The sequence below is a fragment of the Micromonospora sp. WMMB482 genome (assembly GCF_019038635.1).
Lineage (GTDB): Bacteria > Actinomycetota > Actinomycetes > Mycobacteriales > Micromonosporaceae > Micromonospora > Micromonospora marina.
This window is the reverse complement of the sequence record NZ_JAHOPD010000020.1, coordinates 6351307-6375261: the sequence shown is the minus strand read 5'-3', so window position 1 is coordinate 6375261 and position 23955 is coordinate 6351307. Positions and strand designations below refer to the sequence as shown.

Annotated in this window: 16 protein-coding genes; 3 read left to right on the top strand and 13 right to left on the bottom strand. The window is 72.6% G+C overall.

The window, feature by feature from the left end; all coding sequences use genetic code 11:
• Window positions 1-105 precede the first annotated feature (105 nt).
• Together KSK32_RS30820 and KSK32_RS30815 are read left to right on the top strand one after the other, a co-directional pair.
• Window positions 106-1080, top strand: a complete 975-nt coding sequence (locus KSK32_RS30820) for an ATP-binding protein (protein WP_216935179.1) — start codon at window positions 106-108, stop codon at window positions 1078-1080.
• Window positions 1081-1278: 198 nt separating this feature from the next.
• Window positions 1279-3966, top strand: a complete 2688-nt coding sequence (locus KSK32_RS30815; RefSeq protein ID WP_216935178.1) for a penicillin acylase family protein — start codon at window positions 1279-1281, stop codon at window positions 3964-3966.
• A 282-nt stretch (window positions 3967-4248) separates the two neighbouring features.
• Here the strand turns inward: KSK32_RS30815 and KSK32_RS30810 are convergent, their stop codons facing one another.
• The 9 genes from KSK32_RS30810 to KSK32_RS30770 form a co-directional block, all read right to left on the bottom strand.
• The gene (locus KSK32_RS30810; protein WP_216935176.1) at window positions 4249-4593 is read right to left on the bottom strand and encodes a helix-turn-helix transcriptional regulator; all 345 of its coding nucleotides are present in this window, start codon (window positions 4591-4593) and stop codon (window positions 4249-4251) included.
• Between the two features lie 16 nt (window positions 4594-4609).
• On the bottom strand, window positions 4610-5506 hold the full coding sequence (locus KSK32_RS30805) for a metal ABC transporter permease (protein WP_216935174.1): 897 nt from the start codon (window positions 5504-5506) through the stop codon (window positions 4610-4612).
• Window positions 5499-6332 carry a metal ABC transporter ATP-binding protein gene (locus KSK32_RS30800; protein ID WP_216935172.1) on the bottom strand — a complete coding sequence of 278 codons (834 nt, stop codon included), beginning with the start codon at window positions 6330-6332 and terminating at the stop codon, window positions 5499-5501. Before KSK32_RS30800 ends, KSK32_RS30805 begins: the two co-directional genes overlap by 8 nt.
• Window positions 6332-7126, bottom strand: coding sequence for a metal ABC transporter solute-binding protein, Zn/Mn family (locus KSK32_RS30795; RefSeq protein WP_289256437.1), 795 nt, complete (start codon window positions 7124-7126; stop codon window positions 6332-6334). Before KSK32_RS30795 ends, KSK32_RS30800 begins: the two co-directional genes overlap by 1 nt.
• A gap of 457 nt (window positions 7127-7583) precedes the next feature.
• Window positions 7584-9014: an ABC transporter ATP-binding protein gene (locus KSK32_RS30790; RefSeq protein ID WP_216935170.1), complete on the bottom strand. Its 1431-nt coding sequence runs from the start codon at window positions 9012-9014 to the stop codon at window positions 7584-7586.
• Window positions 9011-9850 (bottom strand): ABC transporter permease, encoded by an 840-nt coding sequence (locus KSK32_RS30785; protein WP_216935168.1) that lies wholly within the window; start codon window positions 9848-9850, stop codon window positions 9011-9013. Before KSK32_RS30785 ends, KSK32_RS30790 begins: the two co-directional genes overlap by 4 nt.
• Window positions 9847-10809, bottom strand: a complete 963-nt coding sequence (locus KSK32_RS30780; protein ID WP_289256436.1) for an ABC transporter permease — start codon at window positions 10807-10809, stop codon at window positions 9847-9849. The genes KSK32_RS30785 and KSK32_RS30780 overlap by 4 nt, the downstream gene beginning before the upstream one ends.
• Window positions 10810-10812: 3 nt before the next feature.
• Entirely contained in the window at window positions 10813-12312 is a 1500-nt protein-coding gene (locus KSK32_RS30775) for an ABC transporter substrate-binding protein (protein WP_216935167.1), read from the bottom strand.
• Window positions 12313-12632: 320 nt separating this feature from the next.
• A complete protein-coding gene (locus KSK32_RS30770) occupies window positions 12633-13358 on the bottom strand; it encodes a class I SAM-dependent methyltransferase (protein ID WP_216935165.1) in 726 nt (241 codons plus the stop codon).
• 147 nt (window positions 13359-13505) lie between these two features.
• Between KSK32_RS30770 and KSK32_RS30765 the strand changes: the two genes are divergently transcribed.
• A complete protein-coding gene (locus tag KSK32_RS30765) occupies window positions 13506-13709 on the top strand; it encodes a ferredoxin (protein ID WP_216935163.1) in 204 nt (67 codons plus the stop codon).
• Window positions 13710-13743: 34 nt separating this feature from the next.
• On the opposite strand, the gene KSK32_RS30760 is transcribed toward KSK32_RS30765, so the two are convergent.
• Genes KSK32_RS30760 through KSK32_RS30745 form a run of 4 tightly spaced genes read right to left on the bottom strand, consistent with a single transcriptional unit; the run spans window position 13744 to window position 23952 of the window.
• The gene (locus KSK32_RS30760) at window positions 13744-15471 is read right to left on the bottom strand and encodes an ABC transporter ATP-binding protein (RefSeq protein ID WP_216935160.1); all 1728 of its coding nucleotides are present in this window, start codon (window positions 15469-15471) and stop codon (window positions 13744-13746) included.
• Complete coding sequence (locus KSK32_RS30755) at window positions 15468-17195, bottom strand: ABC transporter ATP-binding protein (RefSeq protein WP_216935158.1); 1728 nt, start codon at window positions 17193-17195, stop codon at window positions 15468-15470. Before KSK32_RS30755 ends, KSK32_RS30760 begins: the two co-directional genes overlap by 4 nt.
• On the bottom strand, window positions 17192-23698 hold the full coding sequence (locus KSK32_RS30750; protein ID WP_254187260.1) for a non-ribosomal peptide synthetase: 6507 nt from the start codon (window positions 23696-23698) through the stop codon (window positions 17192-17194). The genes KSK32_RS30755 and KSK32_RS30750 overlap by 4 nt, the downstream gene beginning before the upstream one ends.
• Window positions 23695-23952 carry a tautomerase family protein gene (locus KSK32_RS30745; RefSeq protein ID WP_216935156.1) on the bottom strand — a complete coding sequence of 86 codons (258 nt, stop codon included), beginning with the start codon at window positions 23950-23952 and terminating at the stop codon, window positions 23695-23697. Before KSK32_RS30745 ends, KSK32_RS30750 begins: the two co-directional genes overlap by 4 nt.
• Between the last annotated feature and the right edge of the window lie 3 nt (window positions 23953-23955).

Below are 23955 nucleotides of genomic sequence, written 5' to 3'. Positions count from 1 at the left end.
CCGCTCGGATGACATGGCGTCCGCTTCCACCACCCCGAACGGTCCGGCAGCTACAGTAACGCCTATGAAAACGGTTATCGCTTTGGTGTGTCCGGAGGGTCGGCTGTGAAGATCGCGTTCGTCGGCAAGGGCGGCAGTGGCAAGACGACCCTCGCCGCCATGTTCGCCCGCCATCTCACCGGCCGGGGCCCGGTGCTGGCCATCGACGCCGACATCAACCAGCATCTGGCGGTGGCTCTCGGCGCGTCCGCCTCCGTCGCCGCACAGCTGCCGCCGCTCGGGGAGCACCTGCCCGCGATCAAGGAGTACCTGCGGGGAACGAACCCGCGGATCGGCTCCGCCGCCGAGATGGTGAAGACGACTCCGCCCGGCGCCGGATCCCGGCTGCTGCGGGTGGCGGAGGAAAATCCCGTCTACGCCGCGTGCGTCCGGGACGTCGGCGGCGTGCGCGTCGCGGCGACCGGGGCCTTCACCGCCGAAGACCTTGGCGTCTCCTGCTACCACTCCAAGGTCGGTGCGGTGGAGTTGCTGCTCAACCACCTGCTCGACGGGCCGGGGGAGTACGTGGTGGTGGACATGACCGCCGGCGCCGACTCGTTCGCCTCCGGCCTGTTCACCCGCTTCGACCGCACCTTCCTGGTCTGCGAGCCGACCCTGCGCAGCGTCGGCGTGTACCGGCAGTACGCCGGCTACGCCCGCGACTACGGTGTCGCCCTGTCCGTAATCGGCAACAAGGTCGAGGACGCCTCGGACGTGGACTTCCTCCGCGAGCACGTCGGTGCCGATCTCCTCACCTGGGTGAGCCGGTCGGCATACGTGCGGCGGGCCGAGCGCGGCGCGGTGGAGCCGCTGTCACAGCTGGAGCCGGCCAACCGGGCGGTCCTGGCTCAGCTCGCCGGCGCGGTGGACGACACCGTGCAGGACTGGGACGCCTTCACCCGCCATGCCCACGAGTTCCACCGCCGCAACGCCGCCGCGTGGGCCAACGACCGCACCGGTGTCGACCTCACCGCCCAGATCGACCCCGGCTTCCGGCTCGGCCCGGTCCGGTCGAGCGTCCCCGACGCGGTATCCGCGTAGAGCGCCGGGCGCGCGTTGACGGGCGTCCGACTCACCACGCTGCTGACTCGAATGTTCGCGGACCGCACGCCACGGGACAAGGGCGGTTTTTCGGGTGACGACGCCGGGGAGTATCGCCACCGGCCTCGGTGTACTGGCACACCGAGGCCGGTTGCCGGCCGATTGCAGTGGTACGCCGGGGCACTAGCATCTCGCGACATGAATGCCGTACCTCTTTTCTGGGTCCGGGTGCGCAAGGTCGCCCTCTGGGTGGTGGCGGTCCTCCTGGTGCTGAGCCTCGCGCTCGCCCTCACCGCGGTCTGGGCGGTCCGCCGCTCGTTCCCGCAGCAGGACGGCGCGTTGCGGCTCCCCGGACTGACCTCGCCCGTCACCGTGCACCGCGACGGCCACGGCATTCCCCAGGTGTACGCGAAGACCAGCGACGACCTGTTCCGTGCCCAGGGCTACCTGCACGCGCAGGACAGGTTCTGGGAGATGGACTTCCGGCGCCACGTCACCGGTGGCCGGCTCGCCGAGCTGTTCGGGGAGAGTCAGGTCGAGACCGACAGCTACCTGCGCACGATGGGCTGGCGCCGGGTCGCCGAGCAGGAGTGGCAGCTCCTGTCTCCGGACGCGCGGCGGTACCTGCAGGCGTACGCCGACGGCGTGAACGCCTGGCTCGCCGACCACGACGGGGGCCGGGCGAGCCTGGAGTACACGGTGCTCGGGCTGCAGAACTCCGGCTACACGATCGAGCAGTGGAGCCCGGTGGACAGTCTCGCCTGGCTCAAGGCGATGGCGTGGGACCTGCGGGGCAACATGGACACCGAGATCGCTCGCGCGGCGCTGCTCGCCGCCGGGCTGACCCGCCCGCAGGTCGAGCAGCTCTACCCGGCCTACCCGTACGACCGGAACTCACCCATCGTCGACCGGGGGGCCGTCGTAGGTGGCGTCTTCGACCAGGACGCCGGACCCGTCCCGTCCGGTGCCCCGACGGCGCCCGCCAGCGGCGGCGGCCAGGGCGGCGGCGGCCCGGACGAGGCCGGGACCGCCGCCGCGCGGACCGTCACCGAGCTGGCCGACGGCCTGTCCCGGCTGCCGGTCATGCTGGGCAACGGCGGCCCGGGCATCGGTTCGAACTCGTGGGTCATCGGTGGACGGCTGACCGCCACCGGCAAGCCGATTCTGGCGAACGACCCACACCTGAGCCCGAGCATGCCCGGTATCTGGTATCAGATGGGTCTGCACTGCGAGTGCGCGTTCGACGTCGCCGGGTTCACGTTCGCCGGCGTCCCCGGCGTGGTCATCGGCCACAACGCCCGTATCGCCTGGGGCTTCACCAACCTCGACCCCGACGTGACCGACCTGTATCTCGAGCGGGTGGACGGCGACCGGGTGCAGGTCGACGGCGAATGGCTGCCCCTCCAGACCCGCACCGAGACCATCGAGGTCGCGGGCGGCAAGCCGGTGTCGATCACGGTACGCACATCCCGGCACGGTCCGTTGCTGTCCGACGCGTCGGCATCGCTGCGGGACATCGGCCGCAGGCCGCCGATCGACCCGGCCGGCTCGCCGGCCGCCGTGGCCGACAGACCTCAGCTCGCTCCCGGGCGTCCGGCACCGCACGGCGGGACGCAGGGCGACGGCTACGCCATCGCACTGAGCTGGACGGCGCTGCGGCCGGGTCGGACCGCGGAGGCTCTCTTCGCACTCAACACCGCGGCGAACTGGACCGAGTTCCGCGCCGCCGCCGCATTGTTCGAGGTGCCCGCACAGAACATCGTGTACGCCGACGTGGCCGGCAACATCGGCTACCAGTCCCCTGGTCGGATCCCGGTGCGCGGCAAGGGCGACGGGCGGTGGATGAGCCCGGGCTGGGATTCGGCGTACGACTGGAAGGGTTTCATTCCCTTCGCCGAGCTGCCGAGCGTCCTCAACCCGCCCGGCGGCTACCTGGTCACCGCCAATCAGGCCGTCGTGGGCCCTGGCTACCCGCGCCTGCTGACCAGCGACTGGTCGTACGGCTACCGCAGCCAGCGCATCCGCGACATGATCACGTCAGCGCCCGGCGCGATCAGCGTGGCGGACGTACAGCGCATGCAGTTCGACAACCGCAACGGCTTCGCGCCGACCCTCGTACCGGCGGTTGTCGACGCTCTCGGCAGGGCGACCGACCCGTCCGACGACGCCCGCGTCACCGCCACCGAGCTGTGGAAGGACTGGGACTTCCAGCAGCCTGCCGACGGCCCCTCCGGCAGCGCCGAGGCGCGCCGGTCCGCCGCGGCCGCGTACTACAACGCGACCTGGCGCCACCTGCTCGCCGGCATCTTCGACGAACTGCCCGCGAGCTACCGGCCCGACGGCGGCGACCGGTGGTTCGAGGTGGTGCGGGGACTGCTCGCCCAGCCCGGGTCCCCGTGGTGGGATCGCCAGGACACCCCGGCCGTCGAGCGCCGCGACGACATCCTGCGCTCGGCGGCGGCCGAGGCAACCGCGGAGCTCCGTCGCGACCAGGGCGACCGGCCCGCCGACTGGCGGTGGGGCCGGATGCACATCCTGACCGCACGCAACCAGACCTTCGGCTCATCGGGTGTCGGGCCCGTCGAGTGGCTCTTCAACGCCGACCCGGTCGGGGTGTCGGGCGGCGACGCGATCGTCAACGCGACGGGTTGGAATGCCGCTGCGGGCTACGAGGTCGACGCCGTGCCTTCTATGCGGATGATCGTCGACCTGGCCGACCTCGACGCCTCCCGGTGGATCCAGCTGACCGGCAACTCCGGGCACGCGTTCCACCACAACTACGACGATCAGTTGCCGCTGTGGCGCGCCGGCCAGACGCTGCCGATGCGCTGGGACAGGGCCGCCGTCACGGATGCGGCGACCCAGACGCTGACCCTGCGACCGTGAGTTCGTCGCCCGAACCCTCCGGTGGGAGACGAGATGCCCGCCCGACGAGCGCCGCGCCACCCCGCATCGGCAACGACCGCGTCGCCGCACGTCGATGATCATGGTGCCGCCGCCCTCGGAGACCAGGAGTCATCGGCCCGCAGCGCCGACAACGCCCGGGCGATCTTTCCGCGGAGCGCAGCCACCCGGATCATGCGAGTTCTGGGACGAGCTCTACGGCGGCCTCGTGACGGACGGTTACGACTACCCGGGGGGCCTGCGCCCGGTGGGCCGTCGGCGGGATCAGTGCCGTGGCAGAGCTCCGCAGACAGGGTTCCCGTGCTCCCCGCGGGGCCCGGTCGTGACGAGGATGGCGCGCACCAGCAGGACGGCCGACGGGGTCGCGAGGTACCGGACGTGGTTCGCGCTCCGGTGACGGCGGACGAGGCCGGCAACCCGGAGGTGTCGTAGGTGTTTGGCGACCGTGGTGTATCCGACGCCGAGCCGTTCGGCCAGTTCGGCGGCCGTCGCCTCCCGATCGATGACGTCCAGGACCACTCGCAGGCGGATGGGCGAGGCGAGGGCCTGAAGAACGGCGGCGGCGGTCTCTATCGGCTCCTTCGTGGTGCTGCGGTCGCCCTTCGCCATTCGGCCGGCCCCGATCTCAGCGCGCCGCCGCGGACAACGGGGCCTCGGCGCGCCCGACGGTGGCCCAACCGCGCCGGTGCCGTCGTGCGCCGAGAACCCGGCAGGCGATGTAGATCATGAACGAGATCGTGGTGACGTAGGGGCTGATGGGAATGCTGCTGCCCAGGGCGAGCAGGATGCCGCCGACGATGGAGCCGACGGCGAACAGGACGCTGAGCACGGTGACGAGCGGCGGCGACGCCGTGACCCGCATCGCGGCCGCGGCGGGTGTGACGACGACGCTCAGCACCAGCAGCGCACCGACGATCTGCACCGACATGGCGACCGTCAGGCCCAGCAGCAGCATGAACACCGACGACAGCGCCGCGACCGGGACGCCGCGCCCGGCGGCCAGCTCCGGATCGACGCTGGCGAAAGCGAGCGGGCGCCAGATCACCAGCAGGCCGATCAGGACCACCGTCGAGGTCACCAGCATCCAGGACAGCTGTGGTGTGTCCACGGCGACGATCTGGCCGGTCAGCAGCCCGAACTTGTTCGCCGACCGGCCCTGGTAGAGCGCGAGGAACAACACGCCGAGACCCAGACCGAAGGGCATGAGAACACCGATGATGGAGTTGCGGTCACGGGCCCGGCTGCCCAGCATCCCGATCACCAGGGCGGCGAGGATGGAGCCGACCAGAGATCCGAGCACGACGTTCGCGCCGACCAGGAGCGCTCCGGACGCCCCGGCGAACGACAGCTCACTGATGCCGTGCACGGCGAACGGCATGTCGCGCATCATCACGAACGTGCTGATCAACCCGCCGACGAGACCCAGCACCGCGCCGGCGATGATCGAGTTGTGGACGAGACCGAGCAACTCGCCGTAGTCGGCGAAATTGAACACGCGGTCCCACAGTCCGGGGTCAGACATGCTCCGCCCCGACCTCGGTGCCGTCGTGGTGATGGTGCGACTCGTCGGCGCCCGGGATCCCCGCGACGAGGATCCTTCCGTTGACGCGAAGCACCTCGATCGGTACCCCGTACAGGTCGGAGAGCGTCGCCGAGGTGAACACCTCCTGCACCGTCCCGCTCCGGAATCCGCCGTCGGCCAGGTAGACGACGCGGTCCACGTAGGGCAGGACGGGGTTGATCTCGTGCGTGACGAACACGACGGCGGTTCCCTTCTCCCGGCGTCGCCGGTCGGCCAACGCGGTGATGGTCTGCTGGCTGCGCAGGTCCAGTGAGAGCAGCGGTTCGTCGCAGAGCAGCAGGCGCGGGTCGGCCACCAGTGCTTGCGCGACGCGGATCCGCTGTTGTTCACCGCCGGAGAGCAGTCCGACCGGCATGTCGGCGAACGCGGCGGCGTCGACCGAGCCGAGAGCCGCCCTGACCCGCGCATCCCTCCCTGGATGCCGGCCCAGGCCCCAACGGTGTCCGTCGAGACCTTGGCCGACCACGTCGCGGGCGCGTAGCGGCGTCAGCGGATCGATGCGCCGTTGCTGCGGCACGTATCCGATGTCGTCCGCGCCGCGGCGCGGTGGCCGGCCGGAGACGCGCAGCCGACCGGCGCTCAGACGCTGGAGCCCGAGGATCGCGCGGACCAGGCTGGTCTTGCCCGACCCGTTGGCGCCGAGGACGGCGATGAACTCGCCGGCCTCGACGCGCAGGGAGAGCCCCGACCAGAGCCGCCGCGGGCCGAAACTCAGCCCGGCATCCTCGAACTCCAGCACCGGAACCGCGCGGTGGTCGTCAGGCATCAGCCCAGTGCGGTCTTGACGGCGACGAGGTTCCCGCTCATCCACGAGACGTAGTCCTTGCCGGCCGGCAGCGTCTCGGTCACCGGCACGACGCCGACCTTGTTGTCCTTGGCCGCCTGGAGCACCTTCTCGGTCTCCGGTCCAGTCGTCTGCTCGTTGTAGGCAAGCAGCTTGACCTGCTTGCCGGTGAACAGAGCGACGGTCTCCTTCAGAGTGCCGGCGGAGACGTCGGTGCCCTCCTCGATGGCTTCGCTGAACTCTTCCGGAGTCTTGTTGACCAGACCGCACGCGTCCAGCAGGTAGCCCGGCACCGGCTCGGTGATCGCCACACCGGTGCCGCCGTGTGCCGCCTTGATCTCGCCTGCGGTGGCTTCCAGATCCCTGAGCTTCTGCTTGAAGGCCGTCGCGTTGGCGGTGAACGTCGCGGCGTCGCCGGGCTCCGCGGTGGACAGCGCACCGACGATCTGGTCGGCCAGCTTTCCCATCGATGGCAGGTCGTACCAGACGTGCTCGTTGAGCTCCTCGCCGCCGGTCGCCGCCTTGCCGGAGATCTCGACGGCGTTGAGCACCTTGGCGTCACTGTCGGCCGCCTTGAGCATCGTGTCGACGAAGTCGTCGTAGCCGCCGCCGTTCTCGATCACCAGGTCGGCCTTCGACAGCTCGAGTTGGGTGCGGGTGTTCGCTTCGTAGGAGTGCGGATCGGCAGACGGATCACTGATGATCGACGTGATCGTCGCCTTGTCGCCGGCGATCTGCCGCACGATGTCACCGTAGACGTTGGTGGACGTGACCACCGAGATGCCTGTCGCTCCTGAGGCCCCGGAGGAGGGCGCCGCCGTTTCGCCGTCGGAGGACGATCCGCAACCCGCACCGAGCATCGCCACCGAGATCAGGGCTGCGCCGAGCAGACCTGCGCGCTTATTGAACACCGGAACCGCCGCCTTTCCACGTCCGGTCAAATGACAAAGAGGTTCATTACCAGCAGGACGCTAGCGGTGGGGTGCGTGTGCCACAAGGCTACCGGAAGTGATTTCCATTATGATTAGAACGTCATGATATGACGATGTGTGCACCACCGGAGGCAGGGTGCGTTGAGCCAGGCGTTGCCCCAGGTCTCGAAGGGCGCTTTGGCGAAGACGCGGAAGGAGGAGAAGTCGTAGTAGTTGAGCTGGTTGCCCCGGCGGAGACAGGCCGAGGGCTGGGCACCCGCCCCACACGACCGGCGGCGGTGTGTACGGCGCCTCGGTGGAGTCACCACAGTTGTCCGTCGGAGAGGGTGAGGACTCGGTCGGCGCGTGCCGCGAGGTGGCCGGAATGGGTGACGAGCACGACGGGAGTGCCGTCGCGGCGGCGGAGGTGGTCGATCGTGTCCAGGACGTGGGCCTCGGTGTCGCGGTCGAGGGAGGCGGTGGACTCGTCGCAGACGAGAACGGCGGGCGCGGCGGCGACAGCCCGGGCGAGCGCGACGCGATGGCGTTGACCGCCGCTGAGCCGATCGGGCGTGCGATCGAGGACCTCGGCCGCAAGCGCGAACCGCTCGACGATCTCCTCCAGAGTCCAGCCGGCCGGACGACCTCGCCGGGCGTTCGCGGCGAGCGCTCGGGTGAGCGTGCGACGGACGGTTTCGTGCGGGTTCAGGGCCGCGCGGGCGTCCTGGCCGACGTAGGCGAGGTACGGCTGACCGGCACGCGCGCGGACGGCCGCGTCCCAGCTCACCGGCGCGCCGTCGACCAGCAGTCGTCCGGCGGCCGGAGGAGCGAGCCCGCAGAGCGCCCGCGCCAACGAGGTCTTGCCGCTGCCGGACGTCCCGCGGATGCCGAGAATCTCGCCGAACTCGACCCGTGCGCTGGCGCTGTCGAGAACCCGTAGCGCACCGTGCCGGACCGTCACCCCCTCGAAGGCGAGGGCGGCTCGAACCGTGCCGTTTCCGGTTGGCGGGGTCGCCGTCACCGAGGCGGGCGCCTCGGCGCGTGCCGGTGCCACCGGAGCGTGGCGCCGGGCGGGGGAGAGCCGGCCGCGGTCCATCACGAGCGTCTCGTCGGCGATCCGGTCCACGAGGGCCAGGTCGTGGCTGATCAGCAGGACCGCCGGCCGCCAGGGCAGCGCGGTGAACCGTTGACTGACCCGCAGCGCGGTGTCGGGGTCCAGGCCGCTGGTGGGTTCGTCGAGCAGGATCAGCGCCGGCCGGGTGACCAGCGTCCATGCCAGCACCCCACGTTGGGCCTGTCCTCCGGACAACTGACTCGGATAGCGGTGCAGGAGCGGCGGGTCGAGGGCGGCATCGCGGGCGGCCTGCTCGATCCGCGCGGCCCTGTCCGCCCGGTCGTCCTGCGGCCAGGCGATCCGGGCGGCCGTGCGCAGTTGCGCCCCGAGGCGACGCCGGGGGTCCAACGCGCTGGCCGGATCTTGCGGGACGTAGCCGGTCGTCCGGCCGCGTAGCCGGCGCCGGCCCGCGGGGGAGAAGGGGTCGACGCCGTCCACCTCGACGGTGCCGGCCTCGCGGCGGAGCCCTCGGCCGAGGTGCCCGAGCAGGCCGAGCGCGAGCGTGGTCTTGCCCGACCCGGACGGCCCGACGAGGCCGGTCACCCGGCCCGAGGTGAGATCCAGGCCGACCGCGTCCAGGATGCGAGTGCCGTCCGGCGTGGTGACGGTGAGCCCGCGTACCCGGGCGACCATGCTCATCCGGTCTGTCCGATCCGGTCGGGGCCGATGTGGCCGCCCCCGGCTTCGCCGAGAACGGGACCGGCGAGGCGGTCGAGGAGGAGCGTCACACCGACGGCGAGCGCGACGAGCAGCATGGCGGGGACCAGCACCGGCAACGGGTTGGTCGCGAGCCCGGAGCTGTTCTCCTGGACCATGCGCCCCCAGTTCGCGGCCGGCGCGCCGGTACCCAGGCCGAGGAACCCCGCGGTGGCGGCGAGCTGGACCGAGGCGACGAACCGGATCCCGGCCTCGGCGAGTGCGGTGGGGACCAGCCCGGGCAGCACGTCGTGGCGCAGTCGGGCGACGGCGGTGTCCCCCCTGGCCTGCGCCGCTCGGGCATAGTCCGTGGCGACGAGGGCGGCGACGCGTTCCCGGAGCACCCGCACCGAGAACGGGATGCTCACCAGGACGCTCGCCACGACGACGGCGGCCCCGCTGCCGGGGGCGCCGGCGGCGAGCACGAGAAGCAGCAGGATCGCCGGCAGGGCGGCGAGCGCGTCGACGCTGCGCACCGTGAGCCGGGCGGCCCGGTGCCGGCGTGTCATTCCCGCCCACGTGCCGAGGCCGAGGCCGATCAGGCTGCCGATCGTCGTGGCGACCGTGGCCAGGACGATCAGCGCCCGGCCCCCGTCGAGGACACGGGCGAGCACGTCCCTGCCGAGCACGTCGGTACCCAGGACATGCGCGCCGGACCAGGGTTCGTACGGTCCGGCGACCGGCGTGGTCGGGCTGGCGGCGGGCACCCAGGGTCCGATCACGGCAACGGCGAGCACGAGCAGGGGCGGCACCGTGCTCAGCAGGCGTCGTGCGGTCACCGGGCCCCCGCCGGGGAGTGCGACCGGTGACGATCCAGCAGCGCGGCGAGGAGGTCGCCGACAAGCAGGATCATCAACGTCGCGGCGCCGAGTGCCAGGCTCAGGCCCTGCACCAGTGGCACGTCCCGCTCAGCCACGGCCCGGGTCAGCTCGAAGCCGACGCCGGGCACGTTGAACAGCGTCTCCACCACGACGCTGCCGCCGAGCAGACCGGCGAGCATGATCGCCAGGCCGTGCAGCGCGGGTGCCGCGGCGTTGGAGACCACGGTCCAGAGGTAGCGGGAGCCGCGGACGCCGTTGAGGCGGGCGAACTCGGCGAAGCCGGTCGCGGCCGTCTGCGCGACCGATGCGCGCAGCAGCCGCATCGTCGCGCCGAATCCGCCGAGGGCGAGGGCGAGCGCCGGCAGGGCCACCAGGTCCGGGTGTTGCCACAGCTCGTCACCGGCGGGCACCAGGGCAACCGCCGGCAGCACCGGCCACCACGCGGTGAACACCAGGAGCAGGCCGGTGGCCAGCAGGAAGTCCGACGAACCGACGAGCCCGAGCGTGGTCGTGCTCAGCACCCGGTCCAGCCGGCCGCCCACGCGTAGTCCCGCCGCGACGCCCAGCGCCCCGGCGAGCACCAGGATCAGCGCCGCCGCCGGGACCAGCACCGCGAGGCTTGCCGTCAGCCGGTCGGTGATGATCTCACCGATGTCCCGTCCGGTGACGAGCGAGACGCCCAGATCGCCGCGGGCGGCATCGCCGATCCAGTCGAGGTAGCGCTCGTACGCGGGACGGTCGAGCCCGAGCGAGACGCGGATCGCGTCCCGCTCGGCGTCGGTGGCGTTCGGGCCCGACGTCGTGCCGACCGCGTCGCCGGGCAGGACCTCGGTCGCCCAGAACACCACGGCGGACAGGACGGTGAGGGTCGCCGCCGCAGCGGCGACCCGCACTGCCAGCCATCCGGCCAGTCGCACCCGTCAGCTCCGCATGGTGGCGCGGGACAGGTCGGGGAACTGCAGGTTTCGCACGCCGCCGACGCGGTCGGAGGCGGCGTTGATCGTGGGGACGAACACCGGTCCGATCTGGTCGCCCTTCTCCCACAGCAGCTTCTGCGCCTGGTGCGACGCGGCCGTCCGCTGCTCCTTGGTTCCCGCGCTGCGCGCCTTGAGCACGAGGGCGTCCACGTCCGGGAACGTGCCCGGCGTGTGGTTGATCTCGAAGAACGCGGGCGGGGTGTACCCGGCGCGGAACGGCCAGGAGAGGTAGGCGGGGTAGTCGGCGAACAGTTGCCCGGCCGGGAGTTCCCGCACGGTGGCCTGGACGCCGATCGCCCGCAGGTCCTCGACGAGGAGCGTCGCAGTCTCCACCATCCCGGGCAGCTCCGGCCCGGCGGTGAGCTCGACCTTCACGCCGCTCCCGCCGGCTGCGGCCAGCAGCTCCTTCGCCCGCTGCGGGTCATGGGCACGCTGGGGGAGCGAGCTGTCGTACGAGGGGAAGCCGAGGGCGGGCAGGTCGTTGCCGACGAACGCCCGGCCGTAGTAGACGGTCTTCACGATCCGCTCACGGTCGACTGCCAACCGGAACGCCTCGCGCACCCGGGGATCGTCGAACGGCTTGGCCTTGACGTTCATCGTGTACTGCAGGTAGGCGGCGTACGGCAGCTCGCTGCTGGTGATCTCGATCCCGTCGACACTGTCCAGCGTCTGCGCCTGAGCCGGGCCGACACCACTGACGAAGTCGACCTGGCCCTGTCGGAGGGCGTTCACTCGAGCCGTGCTGTCGGGGATCGAGAGCAACTCGATCCGCTCCAGCGACGGTGCCTCGCCGTAGTAGTTCCCGTTGCGCTTGAGCAGCGTCGACCGGCCGGGCTCGAAGGTGGACACCGTGAAGGGACCGGAGGAGGGCATGTCGGGGGTGAACTCGGTGGTCCCGTCGGGTATGGCGAGCATGCTCTGGCAGATCACCTCGCGCCCGTCGGCGATCGGCGACAGCGTCGGCAGGAGCACCGTGGACGCGTCCGGGGCGGAGGCCGCGTCCACGTTGAAGTTCCGCGAGATCAGCTTCGTGAAGGGCAGCCCCTTCAACAGGGTCGGTGCGCGCAGCGAGTACAACACGTCCGCGGACGTCAGAGCCTTTCCGTTGCTGAACCTCACCCCGTCGCGCACCCGCAACGTGTACGTCTTCAGGTCGTCGGAGACCGTGATCGACTCGACGACGCCGTACGAGACGCCGTCCGGTGCCTTCGGGTCGAGCTCGCACAGCGGGGCGTGGACCAGCTTCGCCCGTACGTAGTCGAGGGCGGTCGGGCCGACCAGGTAGTTGAGCGTCTCGCTGGAGCCGCCGCCGGCGAACGCCGCGCGCAGCGTCCCGCCGGTGGACGCCGCCCCGTCGTCGGTGTCCGCCGAGCATCCCGTCGCCGCAAGGATCGCTGCCGCGGCGACTACCGCGGCCAGTCTGCGTCCCGTGGTCGGAACCATCCCTCACCATCACTCTCGTTGTCGACCACGAAGATCGCGGCCGGATAGGTCCACTAGGTATACCAGTTAGTGAAAATGGTTGTCACCCCCGTTTGCCTGAGAAGTGAGAGCCGTGCGGTCGAGCCGGGACGCCGTCGTCGACGTAGCCATGCGGGCCGTCGCGGCGCGGTTCGACGTCACCGGGAGGACGGCATCGACGCCGCCTCACATCCGGCGAGGAGACGGGCCGCGCCGGTAGGGTGCCCGACGGCGAGCATGCCTCGCCTCGCCGGGAGTGAGCACGGGGCACGCGCAACGGAACCGGACCTACCGACCCCGTGTCACCGGACCACCGCGCGCACCAGGTCCATCTGGCCGGGGATCGCGTCGAAGCCGGCCGCGGACAGTTCGACGGCGAGCGCCTCCGGTGACACGACGTGCCATCGGTAGACGGCGGTGACCTCACGTACGAGTCGGTCGGCCTCGTCGAGCACCCGGTAGCGCATCCGCCACCTGATGGTGCCCGGCCCGTCCGGTTGCGCCGCGCCGCTGCCCACATAGGTGTGTGCACCCACCCGCACCGTCACGAACTCCGCCTCCGCGATCTCCACCGGCTCCGCCGGCGGCTGCGCGTTGACCACCAGCGGCGCGCCGTCCGCGAGCCGGTCGCGCAGCCGCCTCCACAACCGGCGACGGGCGTCGAGGTCCAGGTGCCCGATCATGTTCATTGCGATGGCGCCGCCGATCCGATCCGGGAGCGGGGCGTCCTGCGCTCCGGCCGCCACCACCGTGACCCGCTCCCGCAGGTCCGGGACGGGACCGAGCCGGCCGAACAGGGCCGCGCGTTGGGCTGCCGACGGCTCGATCGCCAGGACGCGTGCGGCGGGCAACACCTCGGCGATGAGCAGGGTGCCGAGGCCGCTGCCCGCCCCCAGGTCGACGATGGGGCCGGCGTGCGGCGCCGCGCCGGCCAGCGCGGCCAGCACGGGCTCGCGCAGCGTCCCCCATGCGTCGAGACTGAACAGGTCGAGGAACTCGCCCGACTCGTGGTACTCGTCGCCGTTCATCAGTGCCCTTCCGTCGGTTCGTCGTCGAACGATCCGTGCCTTGACCGACCGCTGAACGACAATCACTTCCGATACGAGATGCTCGCACGCCCTTCATTGCTCACCAAGCTGCTGGTTAGTGAAATTCATTTTCTATAGACTGCCGGCATGAGCCGACAGCTCGTCGTCGACGACACCCGGTGCATCGGTGCGGGGCAGTGCGTCCGATTCGCGCCGCACGCCTTCGACCAGGATCAGGAGACGGGCACCGTGCTGCTGGTCAGCGCCGCCTCCGAGATGGACACCGGCGTCGCCGACGCAGTGGCGCTCTGCCCTTCGGGCGCGATCCGGTGGGCGGACGACATGACGTGACACGGTGGCGTCGTCCCCGGCTCACTCCTCGCGCTCACCGGCCGACGAGGCGCCACCCTTCGGCCGCCGTCCGGTCGCGCCAGAACGACGCGTACGTGCCACCGGCGTCGACCAGGTCGTCGTGGTTCCCGCGCTCGGCGATCACGCCGTCGCGCAGCACCAGGATCTGGTCGGCGGCCCGGACGGTGTGCAACCGGTGGGCGATCACCAGCAGGGTGGCCTGTCGGGACAGGGCAGCGACGGCGGTACGCACCGCCGCGTCGGCCTCCGGGTCCAGGGCCGCCGTCGCCTCGTCGAGCACCACGATCGGCGCGCGCTTGAGCAGGGCGCGGGCGATGGAGACGCGTTGGCGCTGGCCGCCCGACAGGGCCGTGCCGCCCTCGCCCACCGGGGTGTCCAGCCCGGACGGCAGGTCGGCCAGCACGTCGTCGAGGCCGGCGGTCGTGGCGGCGTCGCGGACCTCGTCGTCCGTCGCGTCCGCACGGCCGAGGCGGATGTTGTCGGCGAGAGTGCCGTCGAAGAGATACACGTCCTGGAACACGAACGCGACGCGGGCCATGAGGTCGGCGGGGGCGATGTCGCGTACGTCGACGCCGCCGATGAGCACGGTGCCGGCGTCGGTGTCCCAGAACCGGGCGAGCAGTCGGGCGACGGTGGTCTTGCCCCCACCGGACGGTCCCACCAGGGCCGTCATGCTTCGCTCGGGCAGGCGGAAACCGACGCCGCGCAGCACCGGCCGGTCGTCGTACGCGAAGTGGACGTTGTCGAAGACCACCTCGGCGGACCCGGGCTGCCGAGGCTGGACGGGTTCGGGCAGGGTCGCGGCGTCCAGCACCCGGTTCACCGCGGCGAGCTGGTTGCCCGCGAGGCGCAGCGAGGCACCCGATTCGGCGGCGGTGCCCAACGGCTCGCTCAACCGGACGGCCAGCACGAGTACCGCGACCAGGGTGGCGGCGTCGAGCCGGCCGCCGAGCGCGAGGTGCACGCCGGCGAGCAGGACGACGCCGAGCAGCGCCCGGACCGCGAAGGCGAAGGCCACGATCCCCGGCACCGCCCGGCGCAGCAGGGCGTGATCGGTCCGGCTCTGCGCCACCAGGGCGTCGTCGAGCAGGCGATGCTCACCCGCGGTCCGGCCGAAGGCCCGCAGGAGCGGCTGTGCCTGTGCGTACTCGACGAGCCGGGAGGCGGCGTCGTCCATGGTCCGGTGTCGGTCGGCGTCGGCACCCGCCACCGCGCGGTTGCTCGCCCGCAGCACCAGGACGAGCAGCGGCAGGGCGAGCACCACGGCCAAGCCCAGCCGCGGTTCGACGACCAGCAGCGTCCCCCCCACCACGGTCGGGGTGACCACGGCGGTCACGACCGGACGCAGCAGGTGGGCCGGCACGTTCATCAGTTGCAGCACACTCTGGCTGGCGAGCCGGCTGAGCTCGCCGGTGCGCTCCGGGGTGAACCAGCCCAGCGGCAGTTGGATGATCTTCTCGCCGAGACGCTCGTGCAGCGCCCGGGCGACGTCGCGGCCCAGCCCGAACGCCCGGTTCTGGGCCGTCCACGTCAGCGCCGCGAAGACCGCGACGGCGGCGGTGAATCCGGCCAGCCACGGCAGGGCCGCCGCGGGGCGGTCACCGAGCGCGGCGCGCAGCAGCGGGACGAGCAGGGCGTACGCGATGCCCTGCGCGGTGGCGGCGGCCACGGCCAGAGAGACGAGCCGGCGCAGCGGGCCGGCGTGGGCGGGACCGAGCGCGGCTGCCATGGCGCGGATCATCGAGTCTCCTCGGCGAGGGCGGGGACGGCGGTGGCCTCCTGGGCGCGCCACATGCGGGCGTAGCGGTCGCCGGCGGCGAGCAGGTCCTCGTGCCGGCCGCGTTCGACGACCTGCCCGCCGTCGAGGACGACGATCTGGTCGGCCGCGCGCACGCCGGCGAGGCGGTGCGCGATGACCAGCATCGTCCGGCCGGCGGCCAGGGCGGACAGGGCCCGTTGGATCTGCGCCTCGGCGTGCGGGTCGGCGTACGCGGTGGCCTCGTCCAGGACCAGCACGGGCGGGTCGGCCAGCAGCAGCCGGGCGATCGACAGGCGCTGCGCCTCACCGCCGGAGAAGGCGACGTCCGTGCCGACCACCGCGTCGTACCCGCGCGGGTCGGCGACGATCCGGTCATGGATCTGCGCCGCCGTGGCCGCCGCCTCGATCTCGGCCCGGGTGGCCTGCGGCCGCCCCAGTGCGATGTTCGCCGCCACCGTCGTGCGCAGCAGGGTCACCTCCTGCAGGACGAAGCCGACGGTGCGGTGCAGCGTCGTCGGATCGAGTCCGCGCAGGTCGACGCCGCCCAGGGTGATCCGGCCGGCGGTGGGGTCGTGGAAACGGCCGATCAGCCGGGCGACGGTGGACTTGCCCGCCCCGGACGGCCCGACCAGCGCGGTGACGGTGCCCGGACGGAGTTCGAGGTCGACGCCGGACAACACGGTGGTCGTGCCGTCGTAACTGAAGTCGACGGCGTGCAGCCGCACGGTGGTGTCGTGCGGGTCGGCCGCCGCGGCCCCGTTGTCCACCACCGGCGTGTCCAGCAGCGCGGAGACGTCGGCCGCGGCGCTCAGCCCGGTACGCAACGCCTGCAGGTGCCGGCCGATGGTGGCGACGGGGCCGGCCAGCGCGGGTGCGAGCAGCACGAAGGCCACCAGTGTCGCCGGTGCCAGGAGGCCGGCCGCCGCGGCGGGCACCCCGGCGGCGAGGACCACCACCAGCACGACCGGGGCGGTCACCACCAGTTGCGACGCGGTGGTGATCCCGGTGGTGCCGGCCGCCCACGCGGTGAAGAAGTCGCTGAACGCGTCCGAGGCGGTGCGGAACCGACGGTGCGCCACGCCGGCGCGCCCGAAGGTCTTCAACACCGCGATGCCGTCGACGAACTCCACCGCCGCGTTGTTGATCTCCGCTGCGGCGCGTCCGTAGGCGGCCATCTTCGGTCCGGCGCCGGTCATCGCCCGCCGGAACAGCCACGCACCGGTGATCGTCGGCGCCAGGGCCAGCAGGGCGAGCCACGGGTTCACCGTCAGCAGGAAAACCAGCGCCACCAGTGGAGTCACCACCGCCGCCGTGACGTCGAGGGCGGTGTGCGCCACCAGGTAGTGCATGGCCTGCACGTCGTCGTGCACCGCCTTCTTCACCTGACCGGAGCCCCGGCCCGAGTACCAGGACAGTGGCACCCGGCCGAGCCGGTCGGCCAGGACTCGTCGCAGCCGCAGTTGCAAGGCGTTGTCGGCGAGGTGGGTCAGTACCGTGGCCGCGGCGGCCAGCAGGACGCTGAGCAGCGCCGCGACCACGGCGAGCACAGCCAGGTTCCGGACGCCGGCCGGGTCCGGTGCCGGCCGCAGGAGCCGGTCGCCGATCACCGCCATGGCGATGAGCACGCCGGCACCGGCCGCGCTGGACAGTGCCTGGAGGAGTACGGCGAGGACCAGCCTGCCGCGAACGGGGCGCAGGATCGTCATAGTGATCCGAAATCGTAGTCGTTTTCAATCAGGGCAGACAGCTCGATCGCCAGATCCGTCACCGTCGGCGCGGCCAGGAACCGCGCGATCGGCACGTCCACACCCCAGCGCTGGCGGATCGCGGCGACGAGGCGCAGCGCGGTAACACTGTCCCCGCCCAGCGCGAAGAAGTTCGCCGCCCGGTCGTCCACCCGATCACCGAGCAGGTCGGCCCAGATCCCGGCCAGCGCGGTCTCGACCGGACCGGTAGGCGGCGCGGCGGACGCCGCCACCCCGCGCGCCGCGTCGTGCTGCAACGCGGCCCGGTCGACCTTGCCGTTGGTGGTCAACGGCAACGACGGCAGCACCGCGACGGCGGCCGGCACGGCATACGCCGGCAGCCGTTCGGCCAGGAACGCCCGCAGCCCGTCGGCGACCGTCGTCGGATCGGCGTCGCCGGCCTCGACGAAGGCGTGCAGGCGGCGCCGGGTGCGCTCGCCGACGGCCACCACGGCGGCCCGGCCCGATCCCGGGTACGCCTCGCAGGCGGCCTCGATCTCGCCCAGCTCGATCCGGTGCCCACCGACCTTGACCTGGTGGTCGGCCCGGCCCAGGAACTCCAGCGTCCCGTCCGGCCAGTAGCGCCCGAGATCCCCGGTCCGGTACCAACGGCCGGCGGCGTCCTCGACGAACTTCTCCGCGGTCCGCGCCGGGTCACCGCGGTAGCCGAGCGCCACGCCACGACCGCCGATCCACAACTCACCCGGCACCCAGTCCGGCCGGTCCCGGCCCGCGTCGTCCACCACCCGGTAGGTCTGGTTGGCCAGGGGGAAGCCGTAGGGCACCGAACGCCAGTGCGTCGGCACCGCGGCCACCTCGAGGGCGTTCGACCAGATCGACGCCTCGGTGGCCCCGCCGAGCGCGACCAGAGCGGCCGGGCCGTCCGGCCGGTGCGCCGTGGCCCGCGTGAACCGCCCCGGCAGGTCGAGGCCGACCCAGTCCCCGGAGACCAGCGCCAGGCGCAGACCCGGAGGCAGCGGCTCCGGCTCGGCCGCCACCAGCAGCATGTCCAGCAGGGTCGGCACGGTGTTCCAGAGGGTGACCCGGTGATCGCGGACGAGTGTCAGCCAGCGCGCCGCGTCGCGACGCTCATCCTCCGCCGGCAACACCAGCGACCCGCCGGCACCGAGCACGCCGAAGATGTCGTACACCGACAGGTCGAAGTCCAGGGCGGACAGGGCCAGCACACGGTCGTGCGCCCCTACGCCGAAGCGTGCGTTGATGTCGGTGCACGTGTTGGCCGCGGCGTCGTGGGCGACCTCGACCCCCTTCGGGGCGCCGGTCGACCCGGAGGTGAAGATGACGTACGCCGGCTCGTCCGGCCCCCGCTCCACCGGGGCGGGCAGCGGCTCGGCGGCAGCCACCTGCGCCAGCACCGGTGCGTCGAGCACGAGCACGGCCCGGCTGTCCCGGTAGCACCGGTCTCGGCGCAGGGCCGGCTGTTCCACGCCCACCGGGACGTAGACCGCTCCGGCGGCGAGCACCCCGAGCACGGCGACGACCTGATCGGGCCCCTTCGGCAGGGTCACCGCGACCGCGTCGCCCGGCTGCACGCCGCGTTCACGCAGACCGGAGGCCACCCGCAGGGCTTGGTCGGCCAGCGCGCCGTGGGTCAGCTCACCGACGCCGTCCGGGCCGTGCCAGATCAACGCGATGCGTTGCGGATGGTCCCGGGCCGCGTCGAAGAAGGCATCGTGCAGCCGGCGCCGCGGGACCGGCGCCGCGGTGTCGTTGACCCGCAGCCGGGTCGCCCGCTGCGCGGCCGGTAGCAGGTCGGGCAGCGGAGCCTCCCAGTCGGCGTCGGCGAGCCGATCCAGCAACGCCGTGTACGCCCCGAACATGTCGTCGAGCACCCCGGGAACGAACAGGTCGTCGACCGCGTCCCAGGTGACCTGCAGACCGCCGCGGGACTCCAGGACCTGGTTGTCGAGACTCACCTGCGGCGACTGCGAGACACCCCACACCTCCGGTGGGAAGCCGTCGGAGCGGTCCATCGACACCCCGTCCCCGACCCCGATCGCACTGGTGAACACCACCGGCATGGCCTCCATGCTGCCGGTGCTCCGGGCCAGCCGGCGCAGGAGCCAGGCCGGACTGATCTCGCGGTGGTCGAGGTCGGCGCCCATCCGGGCGTGCAGGGCGCTGACGTCGGCGAGGAAACCACCGCCGCCCGGGCGGTAGTCGGCCAACGACAGGGTGGTGAAGTCGCCCAGCACCCGGTAGATGTGCGGGTGCACGTCACGCCGGTTGAACAGGGTGAGCGTGACGGTCAGGTCGCGGCGGGCGCTCCAGGCGCCGAGCACCTCCGCGTACGCCGCCAGCAGCACCGTGGACGGGGTGACCCCGTGCTGGCGGGCCCGCGCACGCAGCGCGGACCACCGATGTGCCGGCAGCTGGTGGCGGCGGCGGGTGAACCGGGGCCGGGACACCTCGGACGGGTGGCGCACGGTGGGCAGCTGCGGCGCCGGCGGCAGGTCGACCAGTCGGGCTTCCCAGTAGCGCTGGTCGCGGAGCTCGGCCTCCGGATCGGGACGGACCTGGAGGAGGTAGTCGCGGAACGACACGTCGATCGCCGGCAGTTCGGCGTCGGGATCGCGGTAGAGCAGGTCGAGTTCCGTGTAGAGAGTCATGATCGACAGTGCGTCGAAGACGATGTAGTCGAGCCCGACCGCGAGCCTGGTGCGCTGCCGGCCGTCCCGCCGGTAGCGCACCGCGGCGAGGTCGAACAGCGGCCACCGGGTGAGGTCGGTGAGCTGGTGCGAGCGGGCGGCCCGCATGCTCTCCAGCGCCGCGGCCGGATCATCGTCGCCGACGTCGGCCACGGCGATCTCGACCGGCGGCGCCGTGGCGAGGATGCGCTGGGCATCCGCGCCGTCGAAGACCGCGCGCAACATCTCGTGCCGTTCGACCAGTCGCTGCCAGGCCGCGCGGAGCCGGTCGAGGTCCAGGTCCGCGCCGTCGAACTCGGTGTACTGCCAGGTGCCCACCCCGCCCAGTGGCAGCCGGTCGTCGCGGCCGACGAAGTAGGCCCGCTGCACGTCTGTCGGCGGGAACGGCTCATGCCGGCGCGCCGGGTCACCGGTCACCACCGTCGTCTGGGTGTCGGCGCCGCGCCGCAGGTCGGCGGCGAAGTCGGCCAGAGTCGGCCGGGTGAACAGCGCGGCGAGCCGGGCACCGGACAGACCCACGGTCCGCAGCCGCACCAGCAGCCGGGTGGCGAGCAGCGAGTCCCCGCCGAGGGAGAAGAACGAGTCGCCGCGGCCCACCTCGGGAACTCCCAGCAGATCGGACCAGGCGGCGGCCACGAGCGCCTCGATCTCGCCGCGGGGCGGCCCACCGGTGCGGGTCGCCCGCCGATCGCCGGCCACCGAGTCGAGCAGGAGGCGTAGCCGCGCCCGGTCGACCTTGCCGTTGGCGGTGAGCGGCAGTGCGGGCAGCGCCGTGACCGTGTCGCAGCGCATGTGCTCGGGCAGCCGCTCCGCGAGCCAGGCGTCGAGGTCAGCCGGCAGCGGCGCGGCGGTGACGACGGCGGCGGCCAGCCCGGTGGCGGTCACCATCGCGACCGCGTGCTCCACCCCCGGGTGTGCCGCCAGCGCGGCCTCGATCTCGCCGAGTTCGATCCGGTGACCGCGCACCTTGACCTGGTGGTCGGCTCGTCCGAGGAACTCCAGCAGGCCGTCGGGGCGGTAGCGAGCCAGGTCGCCGCTGCGGTACCAGCGGGTGCCGGCGTGCGTGACGAACCGTCCCGCGGTGCGCTCCGGATCACCCCGATAACCCTCGGCCACGCCGGCGCCACCCACCCACAGTTCGCCGGTGACCAGGTCCGGTCGGTCGCGGCCGTCGGCATCGGTGACCCGGCACACGACGTTGTCCAGCGGAGTGCCCCACGGCATCGACGGCCAGGCGGGATCCACCTGGTTCACCTCGAACACGGTGGAGTGGATGGCGGCCTCGGTCATCCCGCCGAGCGCCGCGAAGCGACAGTCCGGCGCCGACCGACGCAGCCGGGCCGGGAGTTCGAGGCCGACCACGTCGCCGCCGAGCAGTACGGCGCGCAGCGTGGGCGCCGGCCGTCCGGCGCCGGCGACGAGGAGCATGTCCAGCAGCGCCGGCACGGTGTTCCACACGGTGACGCCGTACGTGGTGACCAGGTGCCACCACGCGGCCGCGTCCCGCCGCTGGTCCTCGGCGACCAGCACCAGCGCGCCACCGGCGGTGAGCAACCCGAACGTGTCGTAGACGGACAGGTCGAACTCCAGCGCCGACAGCGTCAGCACCCGATCGGCCGGGCCCACGCCGAAGCGCCGGTTCAGGGCGAGCACCGTGTTCATGGCGGCGGCGTGACTCACCTCCACGCCCTTCGGCTCGCCGGTCGAACCCGACGTGAACAGGACGTACGCGACCGCACGCGGATCGGACGGAGCGGGTGCGAGCGGCGCGTAACCGTCGGCGGCGCTCAGCAGCAGCGGCGTGACGCCCCCCGCGTCGGTGACCGACTCATGGTGTGCCGGGTCGGTCAGCGCGACCCGGGCTCCGGCCGCCGCGTGGATCAGCCGCCGTCGGTGCGGCGGCTGGTCGATGCTCACCGGCAGGTACGCGGCGCCGCAGGCGAGTACGGCCAGCGCGGCGACCACCTGGGCGGCCCCCTTCGGCAGGGTGATCACGACCGTGTCGCCCGGGCGTACCCCTTCGGCGTGCAGCAGCGCGCGGAGGCGCAGCGCACGATCGGCGAGATCGCCGTAGGCGATCTCCCGCCCGGCGTCGATCAGCGCGGTCCGCTCGGGCGTGGCCTGCGCGTGGGCGAAGAACCCGTCGTGCAGGCAGGCCGCCGGCCACGAGGCGGCGGTGGCGTTGACCCGTTCCCGGACGGCGAGCTGCCCCGGTGGCACCAGCGCGCCGACCGGCCGCCGCCAGGCCCCGTCGTCGTCGGTCAGCGCGTCGACCAGGCCGCGGTAGACGGAGAACGCGGCCTCGGCGACGCCGTCGGCCAGCACGTCCAGCCGCACGTCCCAGTTGAGCAGCAGCCCGCCGTCCAATTCGGTCACCTGCGCGTCGAGCCACACCTGCGGGCCCTGCGAGATGATCCACGACGGAGCGCCGAAGGTCTGCTGCATCGACTCGCCGTAGATCTCGCCCAGACCCAGCGCGCTGGTGTAGACGACCGGCGCCAGCACCGGGCTCCCGGCCCGACGGGACAGGTCACGCAGCACCTCCACGCCGGCGTACGCGCCGTGACCGATGGCCGCCCGCAGGTCGGCCTGCACCCGGGTGGCCCGTTCGGTGAACGGCGGCCGGCCGGTGGTGTCCACGTCGAGCAGCACCGAGCTGGAGAAGTCACCCACCAGGAGATCGGCGCCGTCGACGAGCGGCTCGCGGGCGAACAGCGGCAGGTTGAGCAGGAACCGCCGGTCGTCGCTGAACGCGCCGATCACCTCCGCGAACGCGGTGGCCAGCGCCGCGGCGGCGGTCACGCCGTGCGCGGCGGCCCGGCGCAGCAGCCGCTCCCGGCGCGCCGGAGCCAGCCAGTGGTGCAGCCGGACGCTGCGCGCGACCGCACCGGGACGGCCGGCGTCGGGGCGGATCGGCAGCTGCGGGCCGGCGGGAAGCTCGTCGAGACGCTGCGTCCACCAGGTGCGGGCCCGCTCCCGGGCCACCCCCACCGAATCCCGGTGCGCCGCCAGGTACTCCGGGAAACTCGCCGTGATCGCGGGCGGGTCGGCGTCCGGATCGTGGTACAGCGTGTGCAGGTCGCCGAGCAGGATCCGCATGCTCAGCGCGTCGGCGACGAGCATGTCCAGATCGACGTGCAGCCGGGTGGCGCCGCCGGGCAGCAGGCTCAGCGCGACCGTGAACACTTCGCCGTTCTCGACGTCCATGCGCCGGTGCGTGTAGTGCGCGCGCAGGCGGTCGAGCTCCCGGTCGACCTGGTGCGCACCGGTCAGGTCGTGCACGACCAGTGGGGTACGGGCCGCGGTGGCGATGCGCTGGCGGCCCTCTGCGTCGAACCGGGCCCGCAGCATCCCGTGCCGGGCGGTGACCGCGGCCAGCGCGGCACGCAGCCGGTCCGGGTCGACGGAATGACCGTCGAACTCGACGTAGAAGTGGGCGGCGACGCCCCCGAACGGTTGCTCGTCCTGCCGGCCGATCCAGTAGGCGTACTGCATCGTCGCGAGATCGAACGGCGCGGACGGGTCCACCGGGGTGGGCGGCGGCGACGGCACGGCCGCCGGGCCGGACAGCGCTCTGTCCCAGCCGGCCAGGGTCGGGTCGGCGACAAGGTCTTCGAAGGTGACGTCGTGCCCCGCCCGTCGTAGCTGCGCGACCAGCCGGATCAGGGTCAGCGAGTCCAGACCGGCGCCGAACAGGTCGGTGTCGTCGGCCAGCGAGCCGGGGTCGACCCGGAGCGCGGCGGCGAGTTCGGCGCGGATGGCGGCGGAGTCCACCGGACCGGCAGCGACCGTCATCGCGACGACCCCGGGGCGTCGGAGTCGACGGAAGCCGCGGCGACGGGGCCGGCGTCCGCGGTGCCCGGCGGGGTTCCGGGAACGCCGCCCACGCCCCAGCGCTGGGCCGAGGCGCCGGTCAGCACGATCCACGTCTGGTCGCGCACCGCCGGGCCGAGCACCTCGCTCACGGCGTCGGTGAGCCGGGCGATGAGCGCCTCCTGCACCGGCGGGGTGAGGCGCTCCTCGAAGATGCGGACGTCGATGAAGGGCATGAC

Coding starts and splice junctions, on each gene's coding strand:
- KSK32_RS30815 (WP_216935178.1), top strand. CDS start 1,279: ATGAATGCCGTACCTCTTTTCTGGGTCCGGGTGCGCAAGGTCGCCCTC.
- KSK32_RS30810 (WP_216935176.1), bottom strand. CDS start 4,593: ATGGCGAAGGGCGACCGCAGCACCACGAAGGAGCCGATAGAGACCGCC.
- KSK32_RS30805 (WP_216935174.1), bottom strand. CDS start 5,506: ATGTCTGACCCCGGACTGTGGGACCGCGTGTTCAATTTCGCCGACTAC.
- KSK32_RS30800 (WP_216935172.1), bottom strand. CDS start 6,332: ATGCCTGACGACCACCGCGCGGTTCCGGTGCTGGAGTTCGAGGATGCC.
- KSK32_RS30790 (WP_216935170.1), bottom strand. CDS start 9,014: ATGAGCATGGTCGCCCGGGTACGCGGGCTCACCGTCACCACGCCGGAC.
- KSK32_RS30775 (WP_216935167.1), bottom strand. CDS start 12,312: ATGGTTCCGACCACGGGACGCAGACTGGCCGCGGTAGTCGCCGCGGCA.
- KSK32_RS30770 (WP_216935165.1), bottom strand. CDS start 13,358: ATGAACGGCGACGAGTACCACGAGTCGGGCGAGTTCCTCGACCTGTTC.
- KSK32_RS30765 (WP_216935163.1), top strand. CDS start 13,506: ATGAGCCGACAGCTCGTCGTCGACGACACCCGGTGCATCGGTGCGGGG.
- KSK32_RS30760 (WP_216935160.1), bottom strand. CDS start 15,471: ATGATCCGCGCCATGGCAGCCGCGCTCGGTCCCGCCCACGCCGGCCCG.
- KSK32_RS30755 (WP_216935158.1), bottom strand. CDS start 17,195: ATGACGATCCTGCGCCCCGTTCGCGGCAGGCTGGTCCTCGCCGTACTC.
- KSK32_RS30750 (WP_254187260.1), bottom strand. CDS start 23,698: ATGACGGTCGCTGCCGGTCCGGTGGACTCCGCCGCCATCCGCGCCGAA.
- KSK32_RS30745 (WP_216935156.1), bottom strand. CDS start 23,952: ATGCCCTTCATCGACGTCCGCATCTTCGAGGAGCGCCTCACCCCGCCG.